Genomic DNA, 22,427 nt, shown 5'->3' with positions numbered 1-22,427 from the left:
GCTAGGCTCACCGGGGTGAGCAGACGACTGGACGGTAGGGCGGACGACGAGCTCCGCGACGTGAAGATCACCCGAGGATTCACCAACCATCCCGCGGGATCGGTGCTGGTCGAGTTCGGGAACACCCGTGTGATGTGCACCGCGAGTGTCGAGGAGGGTGTCCCGCGCTGGCGCAAGGGATCCGGATTGGGCTGGTTGACCGCCGAATACGCGATGCTGCCCGCCGCCACCCACACCCGCAGCGGCCGCGAGTCCGTCAAGGGCAAGGTCGGCGGCCGCACCCAGGAGATCAGCCGACTCGTCGGCCGCTCCCTGCGCGCGTGCATCGACCTCGCTGCCATTGGTGAGAACACCATCGCGATCGACTGTGACGTCCTGCAGGCCGACGGCGGTACCCGCACCGCGGCCATCACCGGTGCCTACGTCGCGCTCGTCGACGCCGTCACCTACCTGCGTGCTGCGGAGTTGCTGTCCGATCCGCAGCCGATCTCCTGCGCGATCGCCGCCGTCAGCGTCGGTGTCGTCGACGGCCGTGTCCGACTCGACCTGCCGTACGAAGAGGATTCGCGCGCCGAGGTCGACATGAACGTCGTCGCCACCGACACCGGCACCCTCGTGGAGATCCAGGGCACCGGTGAGGGAGCGACCTTCCCGCGCACCACCCTCGACAAGCTCCTCGATTCCGCGCTCGCCGGCTGTGAGCAGCTGTTCGAGATCCAGAAGGCGGCCCTGGCGCTGCCGTATCCCGGTGAGTTGCCCGAGCCGAAGACTCCCGAGAAGAAGAAGTTCGGTGGCTGACATCCGCGTCCTCGTCGCGTCCCGGAACGCCAAGAAACTCAAGGAGTTGCGGCGGGTCCTCGAATCGGCGGGCGTCGTGGGCATCCAACTGGTGGGGTTGAACGAGGTCCCGGAGTTTCCCGAGACCCCGGAGACCGGCGCGACCTTCGAGGAGAACGCGCTCGTCAAGGCCCGCGACGGCGCCGCGGCCACGGGACTGCCGTGCGTCGCCGACGACTCCGGTCTCGAGGTCGATGCGTTGAACGCCATGCCCGGTGTCCTGTCGGCGCGGTGGTCGGGAACGCACGGTGACGACGCCGCCAACACGGCCCTCGTCCTGGCCCAGTTGTCGGACACGCCCGACGAGCGACGCGGTGCGGCCTTCGTGTCCGCGTGCGCGCTGGTCGTGCCGGGCGGTGTCGAGCGGGTCGTCCGCGGCACCTGGCCCGGTTCCATCGCCCGCGTACCGCGTGGGGATGGCGGCTTCGGCTACGACCCCGTCTTCGTGCCCGAGGGCGACGAGCGGTCGGCGGCAGAGCTCACGCCGGAGGAGAAGGACGCGGCTTCGCACCGGGGGCGCGCACTCGCGCAACTGGTGCCCGACCTCGCCGAGCTGGTGTCCTGATCCGCTCCGTGAATCGGCTGGTTGTGGCACGATCGCCGCGACCGCCATCGACGGCGGGCCCACGAGAAAGGTGAGCGAGATGTCGCCGATGATGGTTCCGCAGACTCCGTGCCAGTGGCTGACCTACCTGGTCGCGATGATCACCGGACAGCCGGTGATCATGAATCTCACCGAGTCCTGACGAATCGAGAACGGATCGGCCCCCGCACTGCGCGGGCCGATCCGTTCTCGTGTCCGTGGGGTGGTGCTACACGCCGAAGTCGCGCTTGACCTGCTGCGTCCGCTGGTGCTCGACGAAGAACGACAGGAACGGCACGGTGCCCGCGAGCAGGGTGCCGACGGTGCGGCCGACGGGCCAGCGGACCTTCACCGCGAGATCCATCGTGAGGATCAGGTACACGAAATAGACCCAGCCGTGGACGATCGCGATCCACCCCGGCAGGTCCTCGACCTTGAAGATGTACTTGGCGACCATCTCGGCGGTCAGTACGAGCAGCCAGACGCCGGTCGCGTAGGCGAGCACCCGGTACCGCAGCAGTGCGCCCGCGATCTTCTTGGTGTCGCGGGCGGGTGCGGTGGTCGTGGCGGTCTCGTCGGGGGCCGTGCTCACGTGCTGCTCCTATCGGCCTCGCTCGCTCGGAGCTGCGCGAGGTAGTTGTTGTACGCCTGGTGGGCCTCGTCGCCGGGATTGTCGGCGTCGAGGGACTCGGCAGCGTGGGTGGTGCGCTGAGGCAGGAGGTCCGCCGGAATCTCGCGCTGCTCGTCCCCGTGGACGATTCGCTGCTGGTCCTCGGGATCGGTGTCTTCCAGCTGCACGAAACGCCGGTACGCGTAGACCACGAAGGCCGCGAACAGCGGCCACTGGAATGCGTAGCCGAGGTTCTGGCCGGTGCCTCCGACGGCTTCGAAGCGCGTCCACTGCCAGTATCCCAACGCGAGGCACGCGGTCGCCGCGACGATGACGAACACGATCAGTGCTGGTCGACGGCTGGGGGATGTACGGGCCACACCACGACGGTACCCGAGGTGGACAGGGGTTCCGCTGGTGGTGGGGGAGTCGGCCGTCACATTCGGGCCGCCACTTCGTGACGGGTCGGTCGATCCTGACGGCCGCTCTCCACCCGACCCGCGACGTGGGCCTCCGCGATGCCACCGAGCAGGCCCGCGAGGTCACTTACGCCAGAACAGATGGTGCGTCACGCCGCTCGGACTGGGCACGACGTCGAGGTGGAACCTGTCGAGGAGCTCGTCGGGTGAGTCCCAGAGTCGCAGCCCGGATCCGAGCTGCACTGGTGACACCGCCACGTGCATGGTGTCGACGAGGTCTGCGTCGAGGAACTGTCGGATGGTCGTGACGCCGCCGCCGAGCCTGACGTCCTTACCCCCGGCCGCCTTCCGAGCCTGCTCGAGGACGGTGGCGGGGTCACCGTCGACGAAGTGGAAGGTGGTGTCGGAGAGCGTGAAGGACGGCCGCTCGTGGTGGGTCATGACGAACACCGGGGTGCGGAATGGCGGCTCGTCTCCCCACCAGCCGCGCCATTCGTGGTCGCCCCAAGGTCCTCGGTGGGGACCGAACTTGTTGCGCCCCATGATCTCGGCTCCGATGTTGCGGGCGTAGTCCCGCGTCAGGTAGTCGTCGAGTCCACGACTGCCGCCGGGGTCGGTGCGCATGGGCCAGCTGGCGGTTGCGCCTGCCCAGGCGAACATGGCACCGGGGTCGAGGCCGAACGGGCTTTCCAGGCTCTGGTGCTCACCGGCACCGATCCCATCGCTCGAGATGTTGAAGTTCTGGACTCTCAGCAACTGTTCCACTTGGTTCTCCCGCGGTCGTCACGACGGATGCGGAAGGTAGACCACGAGGCGGTCGGAAACTCATCGGCGCGCTGGGGCTCCCCTGCGAGTGTGCGCGTCCCGACCAGAGGTCGGAACCAAATGCTCTTGTGCGCGAGGGGGGACTCGAACCCCCACGTCCGAAGACACCAGGACCTAAACCTGACGCGGCTGCCAATTACGCCACTCGCGCGTGCCGCAACAGACTATGCCACGACGCCGCGGCCGCCCGAATCGGACGATCGGGCGCCGGAATCGTCGCACGAGGCGGGGCGCCGAAGGTAAAGGCCGGTGCCGACCCGAATCGTGAATATAACGGTCTGATAACGATCAACGTGAGGGATTCCTCAGGTTTGCTACTCGCGGGTACTCGGCGCTGCCAGCGCCTTTGTTTCTTACTCAAAAGTCACTTGGACGCTCGTCCTGTGATCCGCGTCACGCCTACTACCTGGTAGGACGCCGAACCCGGACAGTAAACGTGAGGAATTCCTCATGATCGTGTGCGACTCTGGTCCCACCCCCGAAGGAACCATCCGCGAGCGCAGCGGCGCGCTCGGCGGTGAGTTTGTGACGTCGGTGGGTTCCGACCAGGAGAGGACCATCCAGCGTGACGATCGACGAGAGCACACCTCTGGGCAGTGGCGACGGAGCCGGTGGATCCCGCTTCGCGCCGACTCGGCCGGACGCCGCGAAGTCGCCTCTGCGTGACCGCATCGCCGCCGGCGAACCGTACGCGCTCGCCTTCGGCGGCCAGGGCGCGGCATGGCTCGACTCCCTCGAAGAACTGATCCGCGACAACGGACTCGAACCCGACCTCACCGACCTGGTCAACCAGGCTGCTGCGCTGGTCGCCCCCGTCGCCCAGGACCTGCTCGTGGTCAGGTCCATCGGATTCGACCCCATCGGCTGGATCCTCGAGCGTGACGTCGCCGACGAGGACGCCACCGACGCAGGCCCCTCCGCCGAGGCGCTGACCTCCGCATCCGTGTCGATGCCCGGCGTTCTTCTCACCCAGCTCGCCGCACTGCGCGCGCTCCGCCTGCAGGGCCTCGACCCGGCGCAGGTCGCACCGGTCGCGGTGATCGGCCATTCGCAGGGCGTCGTCGCATCCGACTCCGTCGCCGACGGTGGCGAGTCCGACGGCGAACTGCTCGCCATCTCCCAGCTCATCGGCGCAGCCGCGGTGCTCGTCGGCCGACGTCGAGGGATCGTCGGCAGTGGCGAGCGCTCGCCGATGCTCGCCGTCTCCGACGTCGACCCGGCACGCATGCAGGCTGTCGTGGACGAGATCGCTGCCGCCGTGAGCGCCGAGAGCGCTCCCGTGTTGGCGATCCGCAACGGCCGCCGCCGCGTCGTCATCTCGGGTCCGCCCGCACAGCTCACCCGCGTACAGCAGCGGGCCGAGCAGATCGCCGCGGAGGAGTCCGCCGAGCGCGAGGCCAAGAAGCGCGGCGGCAACGTGTTCTCCCCGATCTTCGAGCCGGTCTCCGTCGAGGTCGGCTTCCACCATCCCGCGTTCGCCGACGCCGTCGACATCGTCGGGTCATGGGCTGCCCGCTGTGGTCTCGACGTCGATCGTGCCGCGCGTCTGGCCCGCGCCTGCCTGACCGACCCCGTCGACTGGGTTGCCGAGGTCGATTCCGCTGTTGCCGCCGGCGCCGCCTGGATCCTGGACCTCGGTCCCGGCGAACTGTTGACCCGCATGACGACGGGACCGCTGCGCGGCAGCGGTGTCGGCATCGTCGCCGCATCGACGCGCGCCGGCCAGCGCAGCCTGCTCACCCCTGGTGCCGCGCCCGAGCGGCCCGCGCCGTGGGCCGCGTTCCGCCCGACCCTGGTCACGCTTCCCGACGGCAAGGTCGCGGTCGAGACCTCGTTCACCAAGCTCACCGGACGCTCGCCGATCCTGCTCGCGGGCATGACCCCGACCACCGTCGACCCGAAGATCGTCGCCGCGGCCGCGAATGCCGGTCACTGGGCCGAGCTCGCCGGTGGCGGCCAGGTCACCGAGAAGATCTTCGCCGACCACGTCGCCGAGCTGTCGACCCTGCTCGAGCCCGGTCGCGCGGTGCAGTTCAACTCGATGTTCCTCGACCCGTACCTGTGGAAGCTGCACGTCGGTGGCAAGCGCCTGGTTCCCAAGGCCCGCGCGGCGGGTGCGCCGTTCGACGGCGTCGTCGTCACGGCAGGCATTCCGGAGCTCGAGGAAGCCGTCACGATCATCGGTGACCTGCAGGACTCCGGCATCACGCATGTCGCGTTCAAGCCCGGCACCGTCGCGCAGATCAAGTCCGTCATCCGGATCGCCGCCGAGGTTCCCGACTTCCCTGTGATCGCGCACATCGAGGGCGGGCGCGCCGGTGGCCACCACTCGTGGGAGGACCTCGACGACCTGCTGCTCGCCACCTACGCCGAGCTGCGGACGCGTCCGAACCTCGTCGTGTGCGTCGGCGGCGGTATCGGCACCCCCGAGCGGGCCGCCGACTACCTCACCGGCCGCTGGTCCGAGCAGCTCGGATACCCGGCGATGCCGGTGGACGGCATCCTGGTCGGCACGGCCGCGATGGCGACCCTCGAGGCGACCACCTCGCCCGACGTCAAGCAGATGCTGGTTGACACCCCCGGTACCCCCGACTGGGTCGCCGCGGGTACCGCGAACGGCGGCATGGCCTCCGGCCGCAGCCAGCTCGGCGCCGACATCCACGAGATCGACAACGCCGCGTCCCGTACCGGCCGCCTCCTCGACGAGGTCGCGGGTGACGAGAAGGCCGTCGCGAAGCGTCGCGACGAGATCGTCGCCGCCCTCGACGGGACCGCGAAGCCGTACTTCGGTGACGTCGAGACGATGACGTACGAGCGGTGGCTGCGTCGCTACCTGGAGCTCGCCGTCGGCATCGACTCGGCGAAGGAATTCGACTGCGGCACCGACTGGGCGCTGGCGTATGCCGACGCCACCGAGTCGGTGTGGATCGACATCACGTGGCGCGACCGGTTCGCGCAGATGCTGCAGCGCGCCGAGGCCCGACTGCACCGCAACGACCGCGGCCCGATCGTCACGCAGTTCGCGGACGAGCAGATCCTCGAGCGCCCCGAGGCCGCGCTGTGCACGCTGCGCGCCTGCTTCCCGGACGCCGGAACCACCGTGCTGCACCCCGCCGACGTCGCGTTCTTCGTCGCACTCTGCAAGACGCCGGGCAAGCCGGTGAACTTCGTGCCGGTCGTCGACAAGGACGTCCGCCGCTGGTGGCGGTCCGACTCGCTGTGGCAGGCCCACGACCCGCGCTACTCCGCGGACCAGGTGTGCATCATCCCCGGCACCGTCGCCGTCGCGGGCATCACGCGGGCCGACGAGCCGGTCGGCGAGCTGCTGGACCGGTTCGAGAAGGCCACCACCGACGAGCTCCTCGCCGCGGGCACCACTCCGGTGGCCGTGGCCGGTCGTCGCCGCTCCGACGCGGCAGGTGTGTTCGGGCTCGTGCTCGGCGCCCCCGACGTGCTCTGGGCCTCGCGCCTGACCCGGAACCCCGTGCACCGCCTCGGCGATCCCGAGGCGTGGACCGTCACCGGCGCCGATGCCGCGCACGCCACCACCGGTGCGACCCTGCGTCTGCTGGGTGACGACCGGGTCGAACTGCGGGTGCCGCTCGTCGGCGACCGCGCGGTCACCATCGCGATAACGGTTCCCGGATCCACCCATGACGGCGGCGCGCCCGTCGTCACCGCGGAGGATGCCGAGGCCGCCATGTCGGCGCTCCTCGCCGTCGCTGCCGGGCAGGACCTGCCGACGGTCAAGGGTGACGTCGCGCGACTGAACGTCGCGTGGATCCCCGACCTCGTGGCCGACCATTCCGGTGTCACCGCAGCAGGTCTGCCGACGTCGCTGGTGCCCGGCACGTCCGCCGTGCCCGACGTGCTCGTGGGTGCCTGCTGGCCCGCCGTGTTCGCGGTTCTCGGTGCGGCACAGACCGACACCGGTGTGCACGCCATCGAGGGCATGCTCGACCTCGTCCACCTCGACCACGCGGTGAACCTCGTCGACGCCATTCCCACCGACGCCGCCGTGCTGACGGTGAAGGCCGAGGGCGCATCCGTCGTCGACACCGACCTGGGGCGTGTCGTCGAGGTCCGCGTCGAGGTCGGCGCCATGCGCGGCGAACAGGGCGCGGCCGCTCCCGTGTTCGCGACGATGGTCGAGCGGTTCGCGATCCGCGGCCGCAGCGGCAAGGCCGAGCTGGCCGATCCGCAGCGCGCGGGCGGTTCGCTCTCCGGCGACGCCGTCGACACTCCGCGCCGTCGCCGTCGCCAGACCACCGTCGTCGCTCCGCGGCACATGGCCGCGTTCGCGCAGGTCTCCGGCGACCACAACCCGATCCACACGTCCGACAACGCCGCGCTGCTGGCGGGACTCGGCAGCCCGATCGTGCACGGCATGTGGCTCTCGGCCGCCGCGCAGCAGGTCGTCGTCGCAGTCGACCCGGAGGCCACCGTGCCTGCGCGCCGCCTGACCGCGTGGACCGCCCGATTCCTCGGCATGGTCCGGCCCGGCGCTCTGATCGACGTCCGCGTCGACCGGATCGCGCACGACTCCGGCGCCGAGATCGTCGAGGTCGGCTGCCGCGTCGACGGTGAGCTGGTGATGGTCGCGACCGGCCGCACCGCCGCCCCGAAGACGGTGTACGCGTTCCCCGGCCAGGGCATTCAGCGTCCCGGTATGGGCCTCGACGCCCGGGCACGGTCGAAGGCCGCCCGCGAGATCTGGGACCGTGCCGACAAGCACACCCGCGAGACGCTCGGCTTCTCGATCCTCGCCATCGTCCGGGACAACCCGACCGTCGTGAAGGCTCGCGGCGTCACCCACAAGCACCCGGACGGCGTGCTGCACCTGACGCAGTTCACCCAGGTCGCGATGGCCGTTCTCGGTGTCGCGCAGGTCGCGGAGCTGCGTGAGTCGGGCGCCTTCGTCGAGGGCTCCTACCTGGCCGGTCACTCCGTCGGTGAGTACAACGCGCTCGCCGCGGTCGCCGGTGTGCTGCCGCTCGAGGCGGTGCTCGAGGTCGTGTTCCAGCGCGGTTCGGCGATGCACGCGCTCGTTCCGCGGGACGCTCAGGGCCGCTCGAACTACCGGCTGGCCGCGATCCGCCCGTCCCAGTTCGGTGTCGACGATGCCGACCTGGAGGCCTTCGTCGGCGGCGTCGCCGAGGAGTCCGGCGAGTTCCTGCAGATCGTGAACCTGAACCTGCGCGGCTCGCAGTACGCGATCGCAGGCACCGTCGCGGGCCTCGACGCCCTCGAGAAGGAGATCGACCGCAAGCGCGCCGAGATCGGCGGCAAGCGGGCGTTCATCGTCATCCCCGGCATCGACGTGCCGTTCCACTCGAACGTGCTGCGCGGCGGCGTCGACGACTTCCGTGAGCGGCTGCTCAAGCTGCTGCCGGAAGAGATCGATCCGGCCATCCTCATCGGCCGCTACATCCCGAACCTGGTACCGAAGCCGTTCAACCTGGGACGAGACTTCATCCAGGAGATCGCGGACCTGGTGCCCTCGCAGCAGCTGAACGACGTTCTCGCGGACTTCGACTCCTGGTCCGCGCAGCCCGTCGCGCTGACCCGCGTCGTGCTCGCCGAGCTGCTGGCGTGGCAGTTCGCGAGCCCGGTTCGCTGGATCGAGACGCAGGACCTGCTGTTCTCGGAGGAGGTCGACGGCGGACTCGGCATCGAGCGGTTCGTCGAGATCGGCCTGGCCGCGACCCCGACGGTCGCGAACCTGGCGTCGCAGACGCTGAAGCTGCCGGGTCGCGTCGGAGCTCCGGTCGAGGTGCTCAACATCGAGCGTGAGGCCGGCGTCGTGTACTCCACGGACACCGACCCGGCGCCGGTCGAGGACGACGAGCCGGTCGCGGCTCCGTCGGCTCCGGCCGCCGAGGCGTCCGCTCCGGCCGCGGCCCCCGTCGCGGCCCCGGCCGCACCGTCCGGAGGCCCGCGTCCCGACGACATCGCGTTCGCGGCGTCCGATGCCACCAACGTGCTGATCGCGCTGTGGACGAAGCTGCGTCCGGACCAGATCGGTCCCGCCGACACGATCGAGGCGCTGTGCGACGGCGTCTCCTCGCGCCGCAACCAGCTGCTCGTCGACCTCGGTTCCGAGCTGTCGCTCGGCGCGATCGACGGTGCCGCGGACGCCGACATGGGTTCGCTCGCCGTCACCGTCAACAAGCTGGCCCGTACCTACAAGCCGTTCGGCCCGGTGCTGTCGGACTCGCTGAACGATCACCTGCGCAAGGTGTTCGGCCCGTCCGGCAAGCGTCCGGCCGCGATCGCGGACCGCGTCACCAAGGTGTGGGAGCTCGGTGCGGGCTGGGCGAGCCACGTCACCGCCGAGGTCGCACTCGGCACCAGGGACGGCTCCAGCGTCCGTGGTGGCTCGATGGGTGGCCTGCACGAGGGTGCGTTGGCCGACGGCAACGCGGTGGACGCGGTCGTCGACGCAGCCGTGCAGTCGGTGGCGGCGCGCCGCGGTGTCGCGGTGTCGATGCCGTCGGCAGGCGGCGGTGCCGGTGGCACCGTCGACGCGGCTGCACTCGGTGAGTTCACCGAGCACATCACCGGACGCAACGGCGTTCTCGCCTCGGCGGCCCGGCTGGTTCTCGAGCAGCTCGGTCTGTCCGAGCAGCCTGCCGCGACGTCCGGCGACGCCGACACCGAGCTGGTCGACCTGGTCTCCGCGGAGCTCGGCTCCGACTGGCCGCGTCTGGTCGCTCCGGCGTTCGACGCACGCAAGGCGCTTCTCCTCGACGACCGGTGGGCGACCGCCCGCGAGGATCTGGCCCGGCTGTGGATCGGTGACCACGCGACCGTCGTCTCGGTCACGGACGCCGACTTCACCGGCGCCGGACCGGCCGTCGCCGCGCACGCCGACTGGTGGCGTCGTCGCGCCGAGGCCGAGGGCCGCGAGGAACTCGTCGGTGTCTACGCGACGATCGCGGAGGCAGCTCAGGTCAAGGACGCGTTCAGCGGACAGTGGTCGGATCAGGTCGCCGTCGTCACCGGCGCCAGCAAGGGCTCGATCGCCGCGTCGGTCACCGGCCAGCTGCTGCGCGGCGGTGCGACCGTGTTCGTCACCACCTCCCGTCTGGACGACCAGCGGGTCGGCTTCTACCGGAAGCTGTACCGCGACAACGCCCGTGCCGGTGCGTCGCTGTGGGTCGTTCCGGCCAACATGGCGTCCTACACCGACGTCGATGCCCTGATCGAGTGGATCGGTGAGGAGCAGACGGAGACCGCGGGTGGCGCCAAGAAGCTCGTCAAGGAGGCCGCGACCCCGACCCTGCTGTTCCCGTTCGCCGCACCTCGGGTGATGGGCGAGCTCTCCGACGCGGGCGCGCGTGCCGAGATGGAGATGCGGGTCCTGTTGTGGTCGGTCGAGCGCCTGGTCGCCGGCCTGTCCGCGATCGGCTACGACCGCGACGTCGACACCCACCTGCACGTGGTGCTGCCCGGTTCGCCGAACCGCGGCCTGTTCGGCGGCGACGGCGCGTACGGCGAGTCGAAGGCGGCGCTCGACGCCCTCGTCGGTCGTTGGAACGCCGAGCGCAGCTGGGCCGAGCGCGTCACGCTCGTCCATGCGCTGATCGGGTGGGTGCGCGGCACCGGCCTGATGGGCGGCAACGACCCGATGGTCGACGCCGTCGAGGCCAAGGGTGTGCGTACCTGGTCGACGGACGAGATGGCCGAACAGCTGCTCGGCGCCTGCACCGCGGAGACGGTGAAGCAGGCGGCGGTGGCGCCGGTGTCGCTCGACCTCACCGGTGGGCTCGGCGACGCCAAGCTCGACCTGGTCGCGCTGTCCCGTGCGGCGGCGGAAGCCGAGGCCGAGAAGGACTCGGAGGCGGACGAATCCGCGGAGGAAACCATCTCCGCGCTGCCCGCGCCGCCGCGGATCGTCGACGAGCTGCCCGCGCCTGCGTGGCCGGAGCTCGACGTGACTCCCGCGGATCTGGTCGTCATCGTCGGCGCAGGTGAGCTCGGCCCGTACGGCTCCGCGCGCACCCGGTTCGAGATGGAGGTCGACGAGCAGCTCTCGGCGGCAGGCGTTCTCGAACTGGCCTGGAACACCGGTCTCATCGGTTGGGAACAGGACCCGCAGCCCGGCTGGTACGACGCCGAGAGCGGCGAGCTGGTTCCCGAAGAGGAGATCGCGGACCGCTACCACGACATCGTCGTCGAGCGCTGCGGCATCCGACGGTACGTCGACGAGGGCGCGATGGTGGAGAACACCATGCCGCTGATGACGTCGGTGTTCCTCGACAACGACCTGACCTTCGTCGTCGGGTCCGAGGCCGAGGCGCAGGCGTTCGTGGACTCCGATCCGGAGCACACGACCCTGTCCCAGCAGCCCGACAGCGGCGACTGGCAGGTCACCCGCAAGGCGGGCACCGAGATCCGGGTGCCGCGCAAGGCGAAGTTGACCCGTACCGTCGGCGGCCAGATCCCGACCGGGTTCGACGTCACGACGTGGGGCATCCCCGCCGACATGGCCGGGTCCGTCGACCGGGTCGGTCTGTGGAACCTGGTGACCACGGTCGACGCGTTCCTGACCAGTGGCTTCACCCCGTCGGAGCTGCTGCGCTGGGTGCACCCGTCCACGGTCGCGAACACGCAGGGCACCGGCATGGGCGGCATGACGTCGATGCGCTCGCTCTACATCGACACCCTGCTCGGGGAGTCGCGGCAGAACGACATCCTGCAGGAGGCGCTGCCGAACGTCATCGCCGCGCACGTCATGCAGTCGTACGTCGGCGGCTACGGCGCGATGGTGCACCCGGTTGCTGCGTGCGCCACGGCCGCGGTGTCCGTCGAGGAAGGCGTCGACAAGATCCGCCTCGGCAAGGCGACCTTCGCGGTGGCCGGCGGCTTCGACGACCTCGGAATCGAGGGCATCGTCGGATTCGGTGACATGTCGGCGACCGCGAAGTCGGAGGAGATGACCGCCAAGGGCATCAGCGATCGCCGGTTCTCGCGGGCCAACGACCGCCGTCGCGGCGGGTTCGTCGAGTCCGCTGGTGGTGGCACCATCCTCCTGGCCCGCGGTGACGTGGCCCTGGAGATGGGCCTGCCGGTCCTCGGTGTGGTCGCGTGGGCGGGTTCGTTCGCCGACGGCGTTCACACCTCGATCCCGGCGCCCGGCATCGGTGCACTCGGCGCGGGCCGCGGCGGGCAGGACTCGCAGCTGGCGTTGTCGCTGAACGCGCTCGGTGTCACCGCGGACGACATCTCGGTGATCTCGAAGCACGACACGTCGACGGCCGCGAACGACCCGAACGAGGCCGAACTGCACGAACGGCTCGCCGCGGCGCTGGGCCGCAGCGACGGCGCCCCGCTGTTCGTCGTCTCGCAGAAGACCCTCACCGGTCACGCGAAGGGCGGCGCGGCGGCGTTCCAGCTGATCGGGCTCTGCCAGGTGCTCGCGCAGGGCGTCGTGCCGCCGAACCGCAGCCTCGACTGCGTCGACGACAAGATGGCCGAGTTCTCGCACCTGGTCTGGCCGCGGGAGCCGCTGCGCTTCGGCGGACAGTTCCCGCTCAAGGCCGGTCTGCTCACCAGCCTCGGCTTCGGTCACGTCTCCGGGCTGATCGCGGTCGTGCACCCGCAGGCGTTCACCGAGTCGGTACCCGCTGATCGCCGGGATGCGTACCTCGAGCAGGCACAGAAGCGCACGGTCGACGGGCAGCGTCGCCTGGCGGCGGCGATGTGCGGCGGAGCCGACCTGTACGAGCGGCCCGCGGACCGCCGATTCGGTGGAGATGCGGTGCCGGCGAAGGCGGCCCGTGAACTCGAGGCGGACGTGCTGCTCTCGGAGGCGGCCCGCCTCGGTGACGGCGACGTCTACCGGTCCGGTCTGCCGGGGTGCAAGTAGATGGCCATCCTCGGAATCGGCTTCGACCTGGTGACGGTGTCGGAGTTCGCGGAGCAGTTGTCCCGGCCGGGAACGGCGATGAAGTCGAGCTTCCGGCCGGGGGAGCGCCGCTACTGCGAGGCCAAGGCCGACCCCGCCCGGCACTACGCGGTCCGGTGGGCGGCGAAGGAGGCGGTCATCAAGGCGTGGGCGTCCTCGCGGTTCGCGCGGCCGCCCGCCGTGGGTGACAACGCCTACGTGCAGGTCGAGGTCGTCAACGACGCCTGGGGTCGGCCGTCGATCAAGCTGCACGACGAGGCCGCGCAGTTCCTGCCCGGCGCGATCATCCACCTGTCCCTCACGCACGACGGGGACATGGCGGGTGCGATGGTCGTGATCGAGGAACCCGACCTGGTGGCGCCGGTCGCACGCTGACCCGACAACAACGCTGCGGGCCCGTCGGTGGAATCGTCCACCGGCGGGCCCGCAGCGCGGTCAGGCCTCGACGGAGTGCCGACCGGCGCGGCTGCCCGAGTAGGCCGCGCGGCGGGCGTCGGCGACCCACTGTGGCCACATTTCCAGTCCCTCCGGGCGATGGAGCACGGGGTCGAAGTCCGGGTGGTCCTCGTCGTCCACGGACAGCGGAGTCTCGAGCGACAGTCGCCCCGCCGGTGTGGTGTCGGTCCGGGAGTGCGCCAGCGACAGGGTGAAGTGCAGCGGGTCGGCGGTGGACAGCGCACTCAGCGATGCCGTGCGCGGCTGACCCGCTTCCGGGGTGGCGAGGACCCAGGTCGGGGAGTCGTTGTCGGGGGTGCGAAACGCGTTGAGGCTGCTGTACTGCGCGGTGGACCAGCCGAGGGCCGGACAGGGCAGGAACCGGGTGACCGGATCCGTTGACGCGAGCAGCAGGTCCCACGGTCCCGCTGCCAGGTGGAGTCGGACGGAGAGTCCGAGAACGTCCGGTATCGCGCCCGGGAGCCCGATGCCCCGCGAGAGCCGGACGGTGACCGGTACCCGTCCTTGGACGGGCCACCAGTGGGAACCGAGTTCCGCATGCCCGCGAGCCATCACGCCGTGGGCGTGGAATACCCGAGCACGGCGCAGCGTCGACGCGAGGGCGAAGGGCACTCGGAGTGCGGTGTCGATGTAGTTCATGACAGTCGCGGTACCCGAATCCGCGGGGTCCCAACCCGACGTCAGTGTTCCTGACTGGTTCGGGACTCCTTCTCCGCGACGAGGAGGTACGCGGCCATCAGGCGCTTCAGCTCGGCGACCGCCTCCGAGTGTTGTTGGCCGTCCTGCACGGAGAAGTTGAGCATGGAGTAGACGACGTGGACGAGCACCTCGGCCATCATGATCCGGCGGTCCCGGGGGGTACGCGGCGTCAGCGGGGCGAGCATCGTTGCGATCTTCTCGGCGAGCTGCTTCTCACTGATCTTGCCGGTGGCGCGGGTCGACGGCGTCGACTGCATCGCCAGCCACACCTCGCGACGCGACGGGTCGGACGTCCACAGCTTCGCGAGATGGTCGACGAAGCTGTCGAGGAATCGGAGCCAGTCGAGTGACGGGATGACACCGTCGAACTGTTCCAGCTCGTCCCGTACGGACGCGAAGTCCTGCCGGTTGAGCTCGCAGACGATGACGTACTTGTTGGCGAAGAACTGGTAGAGGGTGCCGATCGGGACGTCGGCGCGGGAGGCGACCTCCTCGCAGGTGAACGACTCGAACCCGACCTCCGTCAGCAGGTCGCGCGACGCAGCCAGCAAGCCGTCGAACTTGCGTCGGCTGCGTTCCTGCGTCGGGCGTTTGCGGGGCAGCAGTTCCTGCGGGACATCGGTGGTCGGGTCGTCGCTCGCATTGTCGGCCGCTGCCAGGGCCGGGTCCGCTCGACGCGAGGCTCGGCTGCTGGTGATGGACTCCACCTACCCAGGTTAACCGGCTGCTGTCAGGATTCGATGAACCCCGAGGTCTGGTGTTTCTCCCGGTACCGCCAACTCCGCTAGCGCTGCACTCGCCGCCGATACAACACGGCCGACCAGGCGGTTCCCGCCACGGCGATCGCGACGCACCACGCGACGGCGAGGCCGGCGTCGGAACCGATCCCCGTGCCGGTCAGTAGTCCGCGAACCGTCTCGATGATCGGCGTGACGGGTTGGTTCTCGGCGAAGCCCTGCAGCCAGGTCGGCATCGACTCGGCGGGAACGAACGCACTGGAGACGTAGGGCACGAACATGATGACGAACGTGAACCCGCCGGCGGCCTCGGGCGTCCTGGCCACGAGTCCGAGCGCTGCCGACAGGGCGGAGACCGCGAACAGGAACAGCGAGAGCACCCCGAGGACGCCGAGCCACCGCAGCGGGTCGGTGGTGGGGCGAAAGCCCATCACGACGGCGACACCGACGACGAGCGCCGTGGTGAGCAGGTTGCGCGCGACGCTGGCCAGGACGTGGCCGGTGAGGAAGGCGGACTGGGCGACGGGAAGGGTGCGGAAGCGGTCGACGATGCCCTCGGTCATGTCGGTGGACACGCTGATCGCGGTCGTGGACGAGCCGTATGCGGCGCAGAGCAGGACGATCCCCGGGACGACGTAGTCGAGATACTCGGTGCCCGTGTCGATCGCGCCGCCGAACACGTAGACGAAGAGCAGCATGAGCACGATCGGTAGTGCGAGCGCCATGATCACCGAGTCGGGACTGCGGAGCAGGTGGGTCAGGTTGCGGCGCAGCATGATCGCGCCGTCGGTGACGGCGCCGGGAAGGGTGGGGGTGCTCATCGGGCAGCCGCTTTCGTGGTGGTGGGCTCATCGGTGCGCCGTGAGCCGGTGAGGGCGAAGAAGACGTCGTCGAGGTTCGGCGTGTGCAGTGCCACCCGGTCGACGGTGAGCTCGTCGTCGACCCGGCCGAGCAGGGCGCGAAGGGACGCGATGCTGCCGTCCGTCGGCACTGTCAACGCGAGCGCGTCCGCGTCGACCGCCGAATCGGGCAGGGCGTCCGCGGCGCGTCGGAGGTCGTCGGCGGCGGCGAAGTGCAGTTCGAGGTGCCCTCCGGGAACGAGGGATTCCAGTTCGCGGGCGGTACCTTCGGCCACGACCCGGCCCTGGTCCAGTACGGCGATCCGGTCGGCGAGTTCGTCCGCCTCGTCGAGGTACTGCGTGGTGAGGAAGACCGTGACGCCGTCGCGTACCAGTTCGCGGACCACCGTCCACATCTCCCGGCGACTGCGCGGGTCGAGGCCGGTGGTCGGTTCGTCGAGGAACAGCACTGCGGGATCGGCGACCAGGCTCATCGCGATGTCGAGCCGTCTGGCCATGCCGCCGGAATACGTTCCGGCCCGATGGTCGGCGGCGCCGACGAGATCGAAGCGTTCCAGCAGGTCGGCCGCCCGCCGCCGCGACGCTCGTCGCCCGAGGTGGTTCAGGTCGCCGATCAGGGTGAGGTTCTCTCGCCCGGTGAGCAGCTTGTCGACGGCGGCGAACTGGCCGGTGACGCTGATGGCACGCCGGACTGCTCGCGCCGACCCGGGCAGCGGGTGTCCGGCGACGGTCACGGAACCGGAGTCGAAGGGCAGCAGGGTGGACAGGATGCGGACGGCCGTCGTCTTGCCCGCGCCGTTGGCGCCGAGCAGGGCGAAAACGGTGCCCGCGGGGACGTGCAGGTCGAGGCCGGCGAGGACGCGGTGGTCCCCGAAGGACTTGTGGAGGTCCGTCACCTCGATCGCGGCGGATTGTGGGGTCATGGTTGCTCCCGAGAGTAATTGTGTATGCCATAAACTTTTGTTTAGACCATACGCAGTTTTAGGATGAGCGCAACCGTCGAGCGGCAGGAGTGAGGTCACGTGGACGACAGCGAGGTCGTATCGGACCCGGATCTGCCGCGCGCGGTGAAACTCGCATGGGGACTGGAGAAGGCGGGTGCCCGCGGCCCGAAGCGCGGACTGAGCCTCGAGCGGATCGTCGACGCCGCGGTCGAACTCGCCGAGGAGGACGGTGTCGGTGCGCTCTCGATGGCCCGAGTCGCCAAACGGCTCGGCTTCACGACGATGTCGCTCTACCGCTACGTGGCGAGCAAGGACGAACTGATCGACCTGATCAGCGACCGGGTCATCGGCCCTCCTCCGGTCTTCCCCGACGGACTGTCGTGGCGCGACGGGCTCCGACACTGGGCCCGCGCCGAATACGACCAACTGATGCGCCATCGGTGGTGGCTGCAACTCGCAGTGGGCGCGTCGCCGCCTACCGGCCCGAACAACATCGCGTGGCTCGACGCAGGCCTCGGCACACTCGCCGACACGCCGCTGCCACCGGCACTCCGCTTCCAGGTGGTGCTCAACACCTCGCTCTACGTGATCGGCAGGGCGCGGTTCGCGGCGGACTACCTCGGCGCCGCGGACTCCGACACCGCCGTGGCGCGCAGTGCGGCCGAGTACGACTACGGCGCCGTGATCGGGAAACTCGTGGCGGGGGGCGCCTTCCCGCACCTTGCGGCGACGCTGGCAGATGGCGCGTTCACCACGGAACCAGGGGTCGAGTGGAGCGATGCCGACTTCCTGTTCGCCCTCGACCTGTTCCTCGACGGCGTGACGAAACTCGTCGACGGGCTGTCCTGACTGCTCATCCGATTCGGGTGAACTCTGGTCACGGGTGCTGCGCTGCCCGGCCCGGGCGCGGATAGTGCGGGGAGGAAGCCTGCGCCGTTGCATGCCAGGGCATGTCGCGGCCCGCCCGACGGAATGGTGAGCCGATGAGTCTCGATACAGCCGGAACCCCCAAGCCTGGTCGTGTACTCCCGACCGGGTCGCGGCAGCAGTACATAACGTGGATCGCGCTGGCGATGATGACGACGAGTTCCGTCGCCAGTCTGCGGTCGGCGCCGTCGATGGCGGTGTACGGGCTGGCGTGTGTGTTCCTGTACGTGGTGCCCGCGATCGTGTTCCTGCTGCCGACGTCGCTGGTGTCGGCGGAGCTGGCGTCGGGCTGGTCCGGCGGCGTCTACCGCTGGGTCGGGGAAGGGATCTCGGACAAGGCCGGGTTCCTCGCGGTCTGGTGTCAGTTCGCGATGACGATCTTCTACTATCCGACGCTGCTCGCCTACGTGGCGAGCACGTTCGCGTACGTGATCAACCCGGCCCTGGCCTCGAACGGGCTGTATACCGCGATCATCATCGTCACGCTGTTCTGGACCGGGGTGTTCGTCTCGTCCCGTGGCATGAAAGCGGTCGCCGGACTGTCCAGTGCCGGACTGATTCTCGGCACACTGATCCCCGGTGCCCTGCTGATCGTCATGGGAATCGTGTTCCTCGGCCAGGGCAACGCGTCGGCCGCTCCGATGGAGTTCTCCGCGCTGCTGCCCGCATGGACCGGTATCGCGTCGCTGGTGCTGATCGTCAACAACTTCCTGTCCTACTCGGGCATGGAGATGAACGCGGTCCACGTGTCCAGCCTGCGCAAACCGGCCAGTGAGTTCCCGCGCGCGATGTTCGTCGCGATGGGTCTCGTACTCGCGATCTTCATCCTCCCGGCCATCGCGATCAGCTGGGTGGTGCCCGCGGAGAACCTGTCCCTGACCGCAGGCGTCATGCAGGCCTTCGACACCTTCTTCGCCTACTTCGGATTCGGCTGGGCGACACCGATTCTCGCGTTGATGCTGATCGCTGCTTCACTCGGCGGCATGCTGACGTGGCTCGCGGGTCCGTCGAAGGGCCTGCTGATGATCGGCAGGCAGGACGGTTTCCTTCCGCCGGTGCTGCAGCGGCTGAACAAGCACGGCATCCAGCAGAACATCCTCGTCGCCCAGGGTGCGGTGACCACCCTCATCGCGTTGCTCTACGCGTTCATCCCCGAGGTGTCGAGCGCCTACTGGATCCTGTCGGTGATCACCACCCAGGTGTATCTGGTCGTGTACGCGCTCATGTTCGTCGCGGCGATGCGCCTGCGCCGCAGCAAGCCGGACCATCCCCGCGGCTACCGGGCCCCCGCGCTGTTCGTGCTCTGCTGGGTCGGCCTGCTGTCCAGCGCGGCGGCGTTCCTGATCGGCTTCGTCCCGCCGTCGCAGTTCGGCGGCGGCAGCGTGTTCATCTACGTCCTCATCGTCGGCGGTGGGTTCGGCATCGTCGGGCTCGGTGTTCCGCTGGTGATCCTGGCGCTGCGCAAGCCGTCCTGGAAGCAGGAGTTGACCGTCGATCCGCTGCAGGCGGTCGTCGAGGAAGGGGCGTGACATGAACTCACCCACAACGGGATCCGTCCCGGACGACAGTGTCAGTCTCGCTCCCGGCGATGACCTGCACAAGCGACCCGAGAGCACTCACCTGGTCCTCTACCTCGTCCTGTTCGCGGCGTTCGTCGGTCTCTCGGTATGGGGGTTGGTCGCCTTCAATCACGACAAGCAGAGCGACGAGGCGAACGCACTCGCCACCGAACTGGCGCTGAAATTCACGGCGGCCGGTATCGAACCGATCGACATCGACTCCGCGGCCAGGGTGCTCGGCACCGACGGCGGGGCCGCCTGCGCGGACCCTGTCGCGGCTCTGAACGAGGCTGCGCTCGATCAACAGATCGTCAGCGGGGCCACCGGGCCGGGTATGCGGCCGGTCATCGCGGCCCGGAATCGGCTTGTCGGTTCGCGCCTGATGCTGGAGGTGTACTGCCCCGAGAATCTTGCCGAGTTCGACGCGGCGGTGGCGGACCTCAAGCTCGGTGACGGGTAGATCGTGCGCCAGTACGTGGAGCGACCGGAATTCTCGGGAGAGGAACAGAAGTGACGGACCAGGCAGTGTCGGACATCCGGGCAGCCGTGCGGGCGCTGATGCCCACCGCACGGGACGAACTCGCCACCTTGGTGCGGTTCACGTCGGTGGCGGACCCACGGCAGTTCCCGCCGGAGCAGTGTGTGGCGGCGGCGAACTGGGTGAAGGACGCATTCGTCGCGGCGGGCATCGGATCGGTGGACCTGATCGAGACCGCCGACGGCTCCAACGCCGTCGTCGGGCACCAGCCGGGACCGCCCGGCGCACCAACAGTGCTGCTGTACTGCCACTACGACGTCCAGCCTCCCGGCGACGAATCCAAGTGGCACACGGACCCGTTCGAGCTCACGGAACGTGACGGCCGGTGGTACGGCCGCGGTGCCGCGGACTGCAAGGGCAACATCGTGATGCACCTGCTGGCGCTGCGAGCGCTACGGGGCTCTGCGTCATCGGACACGCCGTTCCCGGTTGGCATCCGCATCGTCTCGGAGGGGTCCGAGGAGATGGGTACCGGCGGCCTCGAGGCGCTGGTCGAGGAGCGGCCCGAACTGTTCGAGGCCGACATGATCCTCGTCGTGGACACCGGCAACGCGGCGGTCGGCGAGCCGACCGCGACCGTCACGCTGCGCGGCATCGCGAATGTCGTCGTCACCGTGGAAACCCTCGAGGGGGAGGTGCACTCGGGCATGTTCGGCGGTCCCGCGCCCGACGCCCTCGCCGCCCTGGTACAGATCCTGTCGACGTTGCGGGACGAGAACGGCGACACGGTCGTCGACGGCTTGGACTCCGGGCAGACGTGGGGTGGGGTCGGCTACGAAGAGGCCCAGTTCCGGATCGACGCGGGCGTCCTCGACGGGGTGGATCTCGCAGGAACCGGCTCGGTCGCGGACCGGGTGTGGGCGCGGCCCGCCCTGACGATCCTCGGCATCGACTGCCCGCCTGTCGTCGGATCGGCTGCGGCCGTTCAGCCGCGCGCATCCGCCCGCCTGAACCTGCGCGTGCCGCCGGGAATGGATCCGTCGGTCGCTCAAGCCGCGCTGACCGCGCACCTGACGTCACGGGCCCCGTGGGGCGCGCGCGTCACGATCGAACCGGAGCCCGTCGGAGCGCCGTTCCGGGCCCGGACCGACGGTCCCGGGTTCGCGGCGCTCGGCGAGGCGATGCAGGACGCGTTCGGCAAACCGCTCGGCACCGTCGGTCAGGGCGGTTCGATCCCGCTGTGCAACGTCCTCGCCGACAAGGTCCCGGGTGCCGAGATCGTGATGCTCGGCGTCGAGGAGCCGCGCTGCCTCATCCACGCCCCGAACGAGAGCGTCGATCCGTCCGAGATCGAGAACCTCGCCGTCGCCGAGGCGCTCTTCCTCCGACGCTTCGCGGCCCGCTGAGCGTGAGGGGAACCCGGACCCGGTCAGACCGGGCCCGGGTTCCCCTCACCCAGCGGTCAGACGGACAGGTCGCGGCGCAGCTTCGCGACGTGACCGGTGGCGCGCACGTTGTACTGCGCCACCTCGATCTTGCCGTTCTCGTCGATGAGGAACGTGGAGCGGATGACGCCCTGCACCTTCTTGCCGTACATGGTCTTCTCACCGAAGGCGCCCCACGCGGTGAGCGTGGCCCGCTCGGGGTCCGACAGCAGCGGGAACGTGAGCTCCTCGTTGTCGCGGAACTTGGCGAGCTTGGCCGGCTTGTCGGGCGAGATGCCGATCACATCGATCCCGGCCTCGTTCAGCTCGGCGAGATTGTCGCGGAAGTCACAGGCCTGCTTGGTGCAGCCCGGCGTGCTGGCCGCGGGGTAGAAGTAGACGACGACTTTGCGGCCTCGGTAGTCGGCGAGCGCGACGTCGTTGCCGTCGGCGTCGGGCAGCGTGAAGTCGGGCGCGGTGTCTCCGGGAGCGAGCCTGATGTTGTCGGTCACGATGGTCAGGCTACTTGTCGGCCGTCGCCGGGTACGGTCATGGCAGGAAAGACCGACCATGAGAGGAAGTCCACGTGCCCAGGGACACCGAGAGCATTGAGCGCGACATCGAGCAGGCGCGCAATCAGCTCGCCGCCACCCTTGACGAGTTGAGCGTTCGCACCAACCCGAAGCGAGTGCTCGAGACCACCAAGGCCGCGCTGATCTCGAAGGTGAGCGAGCCGCCCGTGACGTTCGCGCTGATCGGCGCTGGTGCGCTCGTGGCCGTTCTGGTGCTGCGCAAGATCTTCCGCTGAGACGACAGTAGGCCCCGATCCGGAAGGATCGGGGCCTACTGTGTGGTGCGCCATCAGGGACTTGAACCCCGAACCCGCTGATTAAGAGTCAGCTGCTCTGCCAATTGAGCTAATGGCGCGCGCCAGGAGTTTGCGGCTCCCAACACACTAGAGGCCCCGATCTGTGATCAGGGCCTGTCGTGATTGTGCGCCATCAGGGACTTGAACCCCGAACCCGCTGATTAAGAGTCAGCTGCTCTGCCAATTGAGCTAATGGCGCCTGGTGCGTCCGGCGGGCTGGTGTGCTCGCTCGGTGCGAGGAGAACACTAACAGCCCTGCCCTGTCTATGTGAAATCGGCTGGTCAGATCGG

17 protein-coding genes and 3 tRNA genes are annotated in these 22,427 nt (G+C 69.3%); 9 read left to right on the top strand and 11 right to left on the bottom strand.

Annotated elements, in window-relative coordinates; genetic code table 11:
• Nucleotides 1-15: 15 nt before the first annotated feature.
• Complete coding sequence (rph, locus tag FFS72_RS18495) at nt 16-798, top strand: ribonuclease PH (RefSeq protein WP_050062671.1); 783 nt, start codon at nt 16-18, stop codon at nt 796-798.
• Nucleotides 791-1,402 carry an RdgB/HAM1 family non-canonical purine NTP pyrophosphatase gene (gene rdgB, locus FFS72_RS18490; RefSeq protein WP_137875288.1) on the top strand — a complete coding sequence of 204 codons (612 nt, stop codon included), beginning with the start codon at nt 791-793 and terminating at the stop codon, nt 1,400-1,402. Before rph ends, rdgB begins: the two co-directional genes overlap by 8 nt.
• Before the next feature lie 247 nt (nt 1,403-1,649).
• Here the strand turns inward: rdgB and FFS72_RS18485 are convergent, their stop codons facing one another.
• The 4 genes from FFS72_RS18485 to FFS72_RS18470 form a co-directional block, all read right to left on the bottom strand.
• A complete protein-coding gene (locus FFS72_RS18485; protein ID WP_137875287.1) occupies nt 1,650-2,012 on the bottom strand; it encodes a DUF3817 domain-containing protein in 363 nt (120 codons plus the stop codon).
• Nucleotides 2,009-2,410, bottom strand: coding sequence for a transcriptional regulator (locus FFS72_RS18480; RefSeq protein WP_137875286.1), 402 nt, complete (start codon nt 2,408-2,410; stop codon nt 2,009-2,011). Before FFS72_RS18480 ends, FFS72_RS18485 begins: the two co-directional genes overlap by 4 nt.
• Before the next feature lie 162 nt (nt 2,411-2,572).
• Nucleotides 2,573-3,214 carry a dihydrofolate reductase family protein gene (locus FFS72_RS18475; protein ID WP_137875285.1) on the bottom strand — a complete coding sequence of 214 codons (642 nt, stop codon included), beginning with the start codon at nt 3,212-3,214 and terminating at the stop codon, nt 2,573-2,575.
• Between the two features lie 129 nt (nt 3,215-3,343).
• Nucleotides 3,344-3,425 (bottom strand) — tRNA-Leu (locus FFS72_RS18470).
• Between the two features lie 414 nt (nt 3,426-3,839).
• Between FFS72_RS18470 and FFS72_RS18465 the strand changes: the two genes are divergently transcribed.
• Together FFS72_RS18465 and acpS are read left to right on the top strand one after the other, a co-directional pair.
• Entirely contained in the window at nt 3,840-13,145 is a 9,306-nt protein-coding gene (locus FFS72_RS18465; protein ID WP_137875284.1) for a type I polyketide synthase, read from the top strand.
• Nucleotides 13,146-13,559 carry a holo-ACP synthase AcpS gene (gene acpS, locus FFS72_RS18460; protein ID WP_137875283.1) on the top strand — a complete coding sequence of 138 codons (414 nt, stop codon included), beginning with the start codon at nt 13,146-13,148 and terminating at the stop codon, nt 13,557-13,559.
• 60 nt (nt 13,560-13,619) lie between these two features.
• On the opposite strand, the gene FFS72_RS18455 is transcribed toward acpS, so the two are convergent.
• From FFS72_RS18455 to FFS72_RS18440, 4 genes are all read right to left on the bottom strand, one after another.
• Nucleotides 13,620-14,279 carry a catalase family protein gene (locus FFS72_RS18455; protein WP_137875282.1) on the bottom strand — a complete coding sequence of 220 codons (660 nt, stop codon included), beginning with the start codon at nt 14,277-14,279 and terminating at the stop codon, nt 13,620-13,622.
• Between the two features lie 41 nt (nt 14,280-14,320).
• Nucleotides 14,321-15,046: a TetR/AcrR family transcriptional regulator gene (locus FFS72_RS18450; protein WP_050062677.1), complete on the bottom strand. Its 726-nt coding sequence runs from the start codon at nt 15,044-15,046 to the stop codon at nt 14,321-14,323.
• Between the two features lie 77 nt (nt 15,047-15,123).
• Nucleotides 15,124-15,897 carry an ABC transporter permease gene (locus tag FFS72_RS18445; protein WP_137875281.1) on the bottom strand — a complete coding sequence of 258 codons (774 nt, stop codon included), beginning with the start codon at nt 15,895-15,897 and terminating at the stop codon, nt 15,124-15,126.
• Entirely contained in the window at nt 15,894-16,859 is a 966-nt protein-coding gene (locus FFS72_RS18440) for an ATP-binding cassette domain-containing protein (protein WP_137875280.1), read from the bottom strand. Before FFS72_RS18440 ends, FFS72_RS18445 begins: the two co-directional genes overlap by 4 nt.
• A gap of 99 nt (nt 16,860-16,958) precedes the next feature.
• On the opposite strand from FFS72_RS18440, the gene FFS72_RS18435 reads away from it, so the two are divergent.
• The 4 genes from FFS72_RS18435 to FFS72_RS18420 all read left to right on the top strand — a co-directional run bounded on the left by FFS72_RS18435 (nt 16,959) and on the right by FFS72_RS18420 (nt 21,250).
• Entirely contained in the window at nt 16,959-17,729 is a 771-nt protein-coding gene (locus FFS72_RS18435) for a TetR/AcrR family transcriptional regulator (RefSeq protein ID WP_137875279.1), read from the top strand.
• Between the two features lie 134 nt (nt 17,730-17,863).
• Nucleotides 17,864-19,336 carry a glutamate/gamma-aminobutyrate antiporter GadC gene (gene gadC, locus FFS72_RS18430; protein WP_137875278.1) on the top strand — a complete coding sequence of 491 codons (1,473 nt, stop codon included), beginning with the start codon at nt 17,864-17,866 and terminating at the stop codon, nt 19,334-19,336.
• Nucleotide 19,337: 1 nt separating this feature from the next.
• On the top strand, nt 19,338-19,826 hold the full coding sequence (locus FFS72_RS18425) for a hypothetical protein (RefSeq protein WP_137875277.1): 489 nt from the start codon (nt 19,338-19,340) through the stop codon (nt 19,824-19,826).
• Between the two features lie 65 nt (nt 19,827-19,891).
• Entirely contained in the window at nt 19,892-21,250 is a 1,359-nt protein-coding gene (locus FFS72_RS18420; protein WP_137875311.1) for a dipeptidase, read from the top strand.
• Nucleotides 21,251-21,306: 56 nt separating this feature from the next.
• Here FFS72_RS18420 and bcp read toward each other — a convergent pair whose 3' ends face one another.
• Nucleotides 21,307-21,780 (bottom strand): thioredoxin-dependent thiol peroxidase, encoded by a 474-nt coding sequence (bcp, locus tag FFS72_RS18415; protein WP_137875276.1) that lies wholly within the window; start codon nt 21,778-21,780, stop codon nt 21,307-21,309.
• A 74-nt stretch (nt 21,781-21,854) separates the two neighbouring features.
• Between bcp and FFS72_RS18410 the strand changes: the two genes are divergently transcribed.
• Nucleotides 21,855-22,076: a DUF3618 domain-containing protein gene (locus tag FFS72_RS18410; RefSeq protein WP_050062684.1), complete on the top strand. Its 222-nt coding sequence runs from the start codon at nt 21,855-21,857 to the stop codon at nt 22,074-22,076.
• A 43-nt stretch (nt 22,077-22,119) separates the two neighbouring features.
• Here FFS72_RS18410 and FFS72_RS18405 read toward each other — a convergent pair.
• Nucleotides 22,120-22,195: transfer RNA gene (locus FFS72_RS18405), tRNA-Lys, on the bottom strand.
• Between the two features lie 67 nt (nt 22,196-22,262).
• Nucleotides 22,263-22,335: transfer RNA gene (locus FFS72_RS18400), tRNA-Lys, on the bottom strand.
• Nucleotides 22,336-22,427: the final 92 nt, after the last annotated feature.

Origin of the sequence: Rhodococcus sp. Q (assembly GCF_005503035.1) — a bacterium.
Classification (GTDB): Bacteria; Actinomycetota; Actinomycetes; order Mycobacteriales; family Mycobacteriaceae; genus Rhodococcus_G.
This window is presented reverse-complemented; position numbering and strand designations above follow the sequence as displayed.

Coding starts and splice junctions, on each gene's coding strand:
- acpS (WP_137875283.1), top strand. CDS start 13,146: ATGGCCATCCTCGGAATCGGCTTCGACCTGGTGACGGTGTCGGAGTTC.
- FFS72_RS18455 (WP_137875282.1), bottom strand. CDS start 14,279: ATGAACTACATCGACACCGCACTCCGAGTGCCCTTCGCCCTCGCGTCG.
- FFS72_RS18445 (WP_137875281.1), bottom strand. CDS start 15,897: ATGAGCACCCCCACCCTTCCCGGCGCCGTCACCGACGGCGCGATCATG.
- FFS72_RS18440 (WP_137875280.1), bottom strand. CDS start 16,859: ATGACCCCACAATCCGCCGCGATCGAGGTGACGGACCTCCACAAGTCC.
- gadC (WP_137875278.1), top strand. CDS start 17,864: ATGAGTCTCGATACAGCCGGAACCCCCAAGCCTGGTCGTGTACTCCCG.
- FFS72_RS18425 (WP_137875277.1), top strand. CDS start 19,338: ATGAACTCACCCACAACGGGATCCGTCCCGGACGACAGTGTCAGTCTC.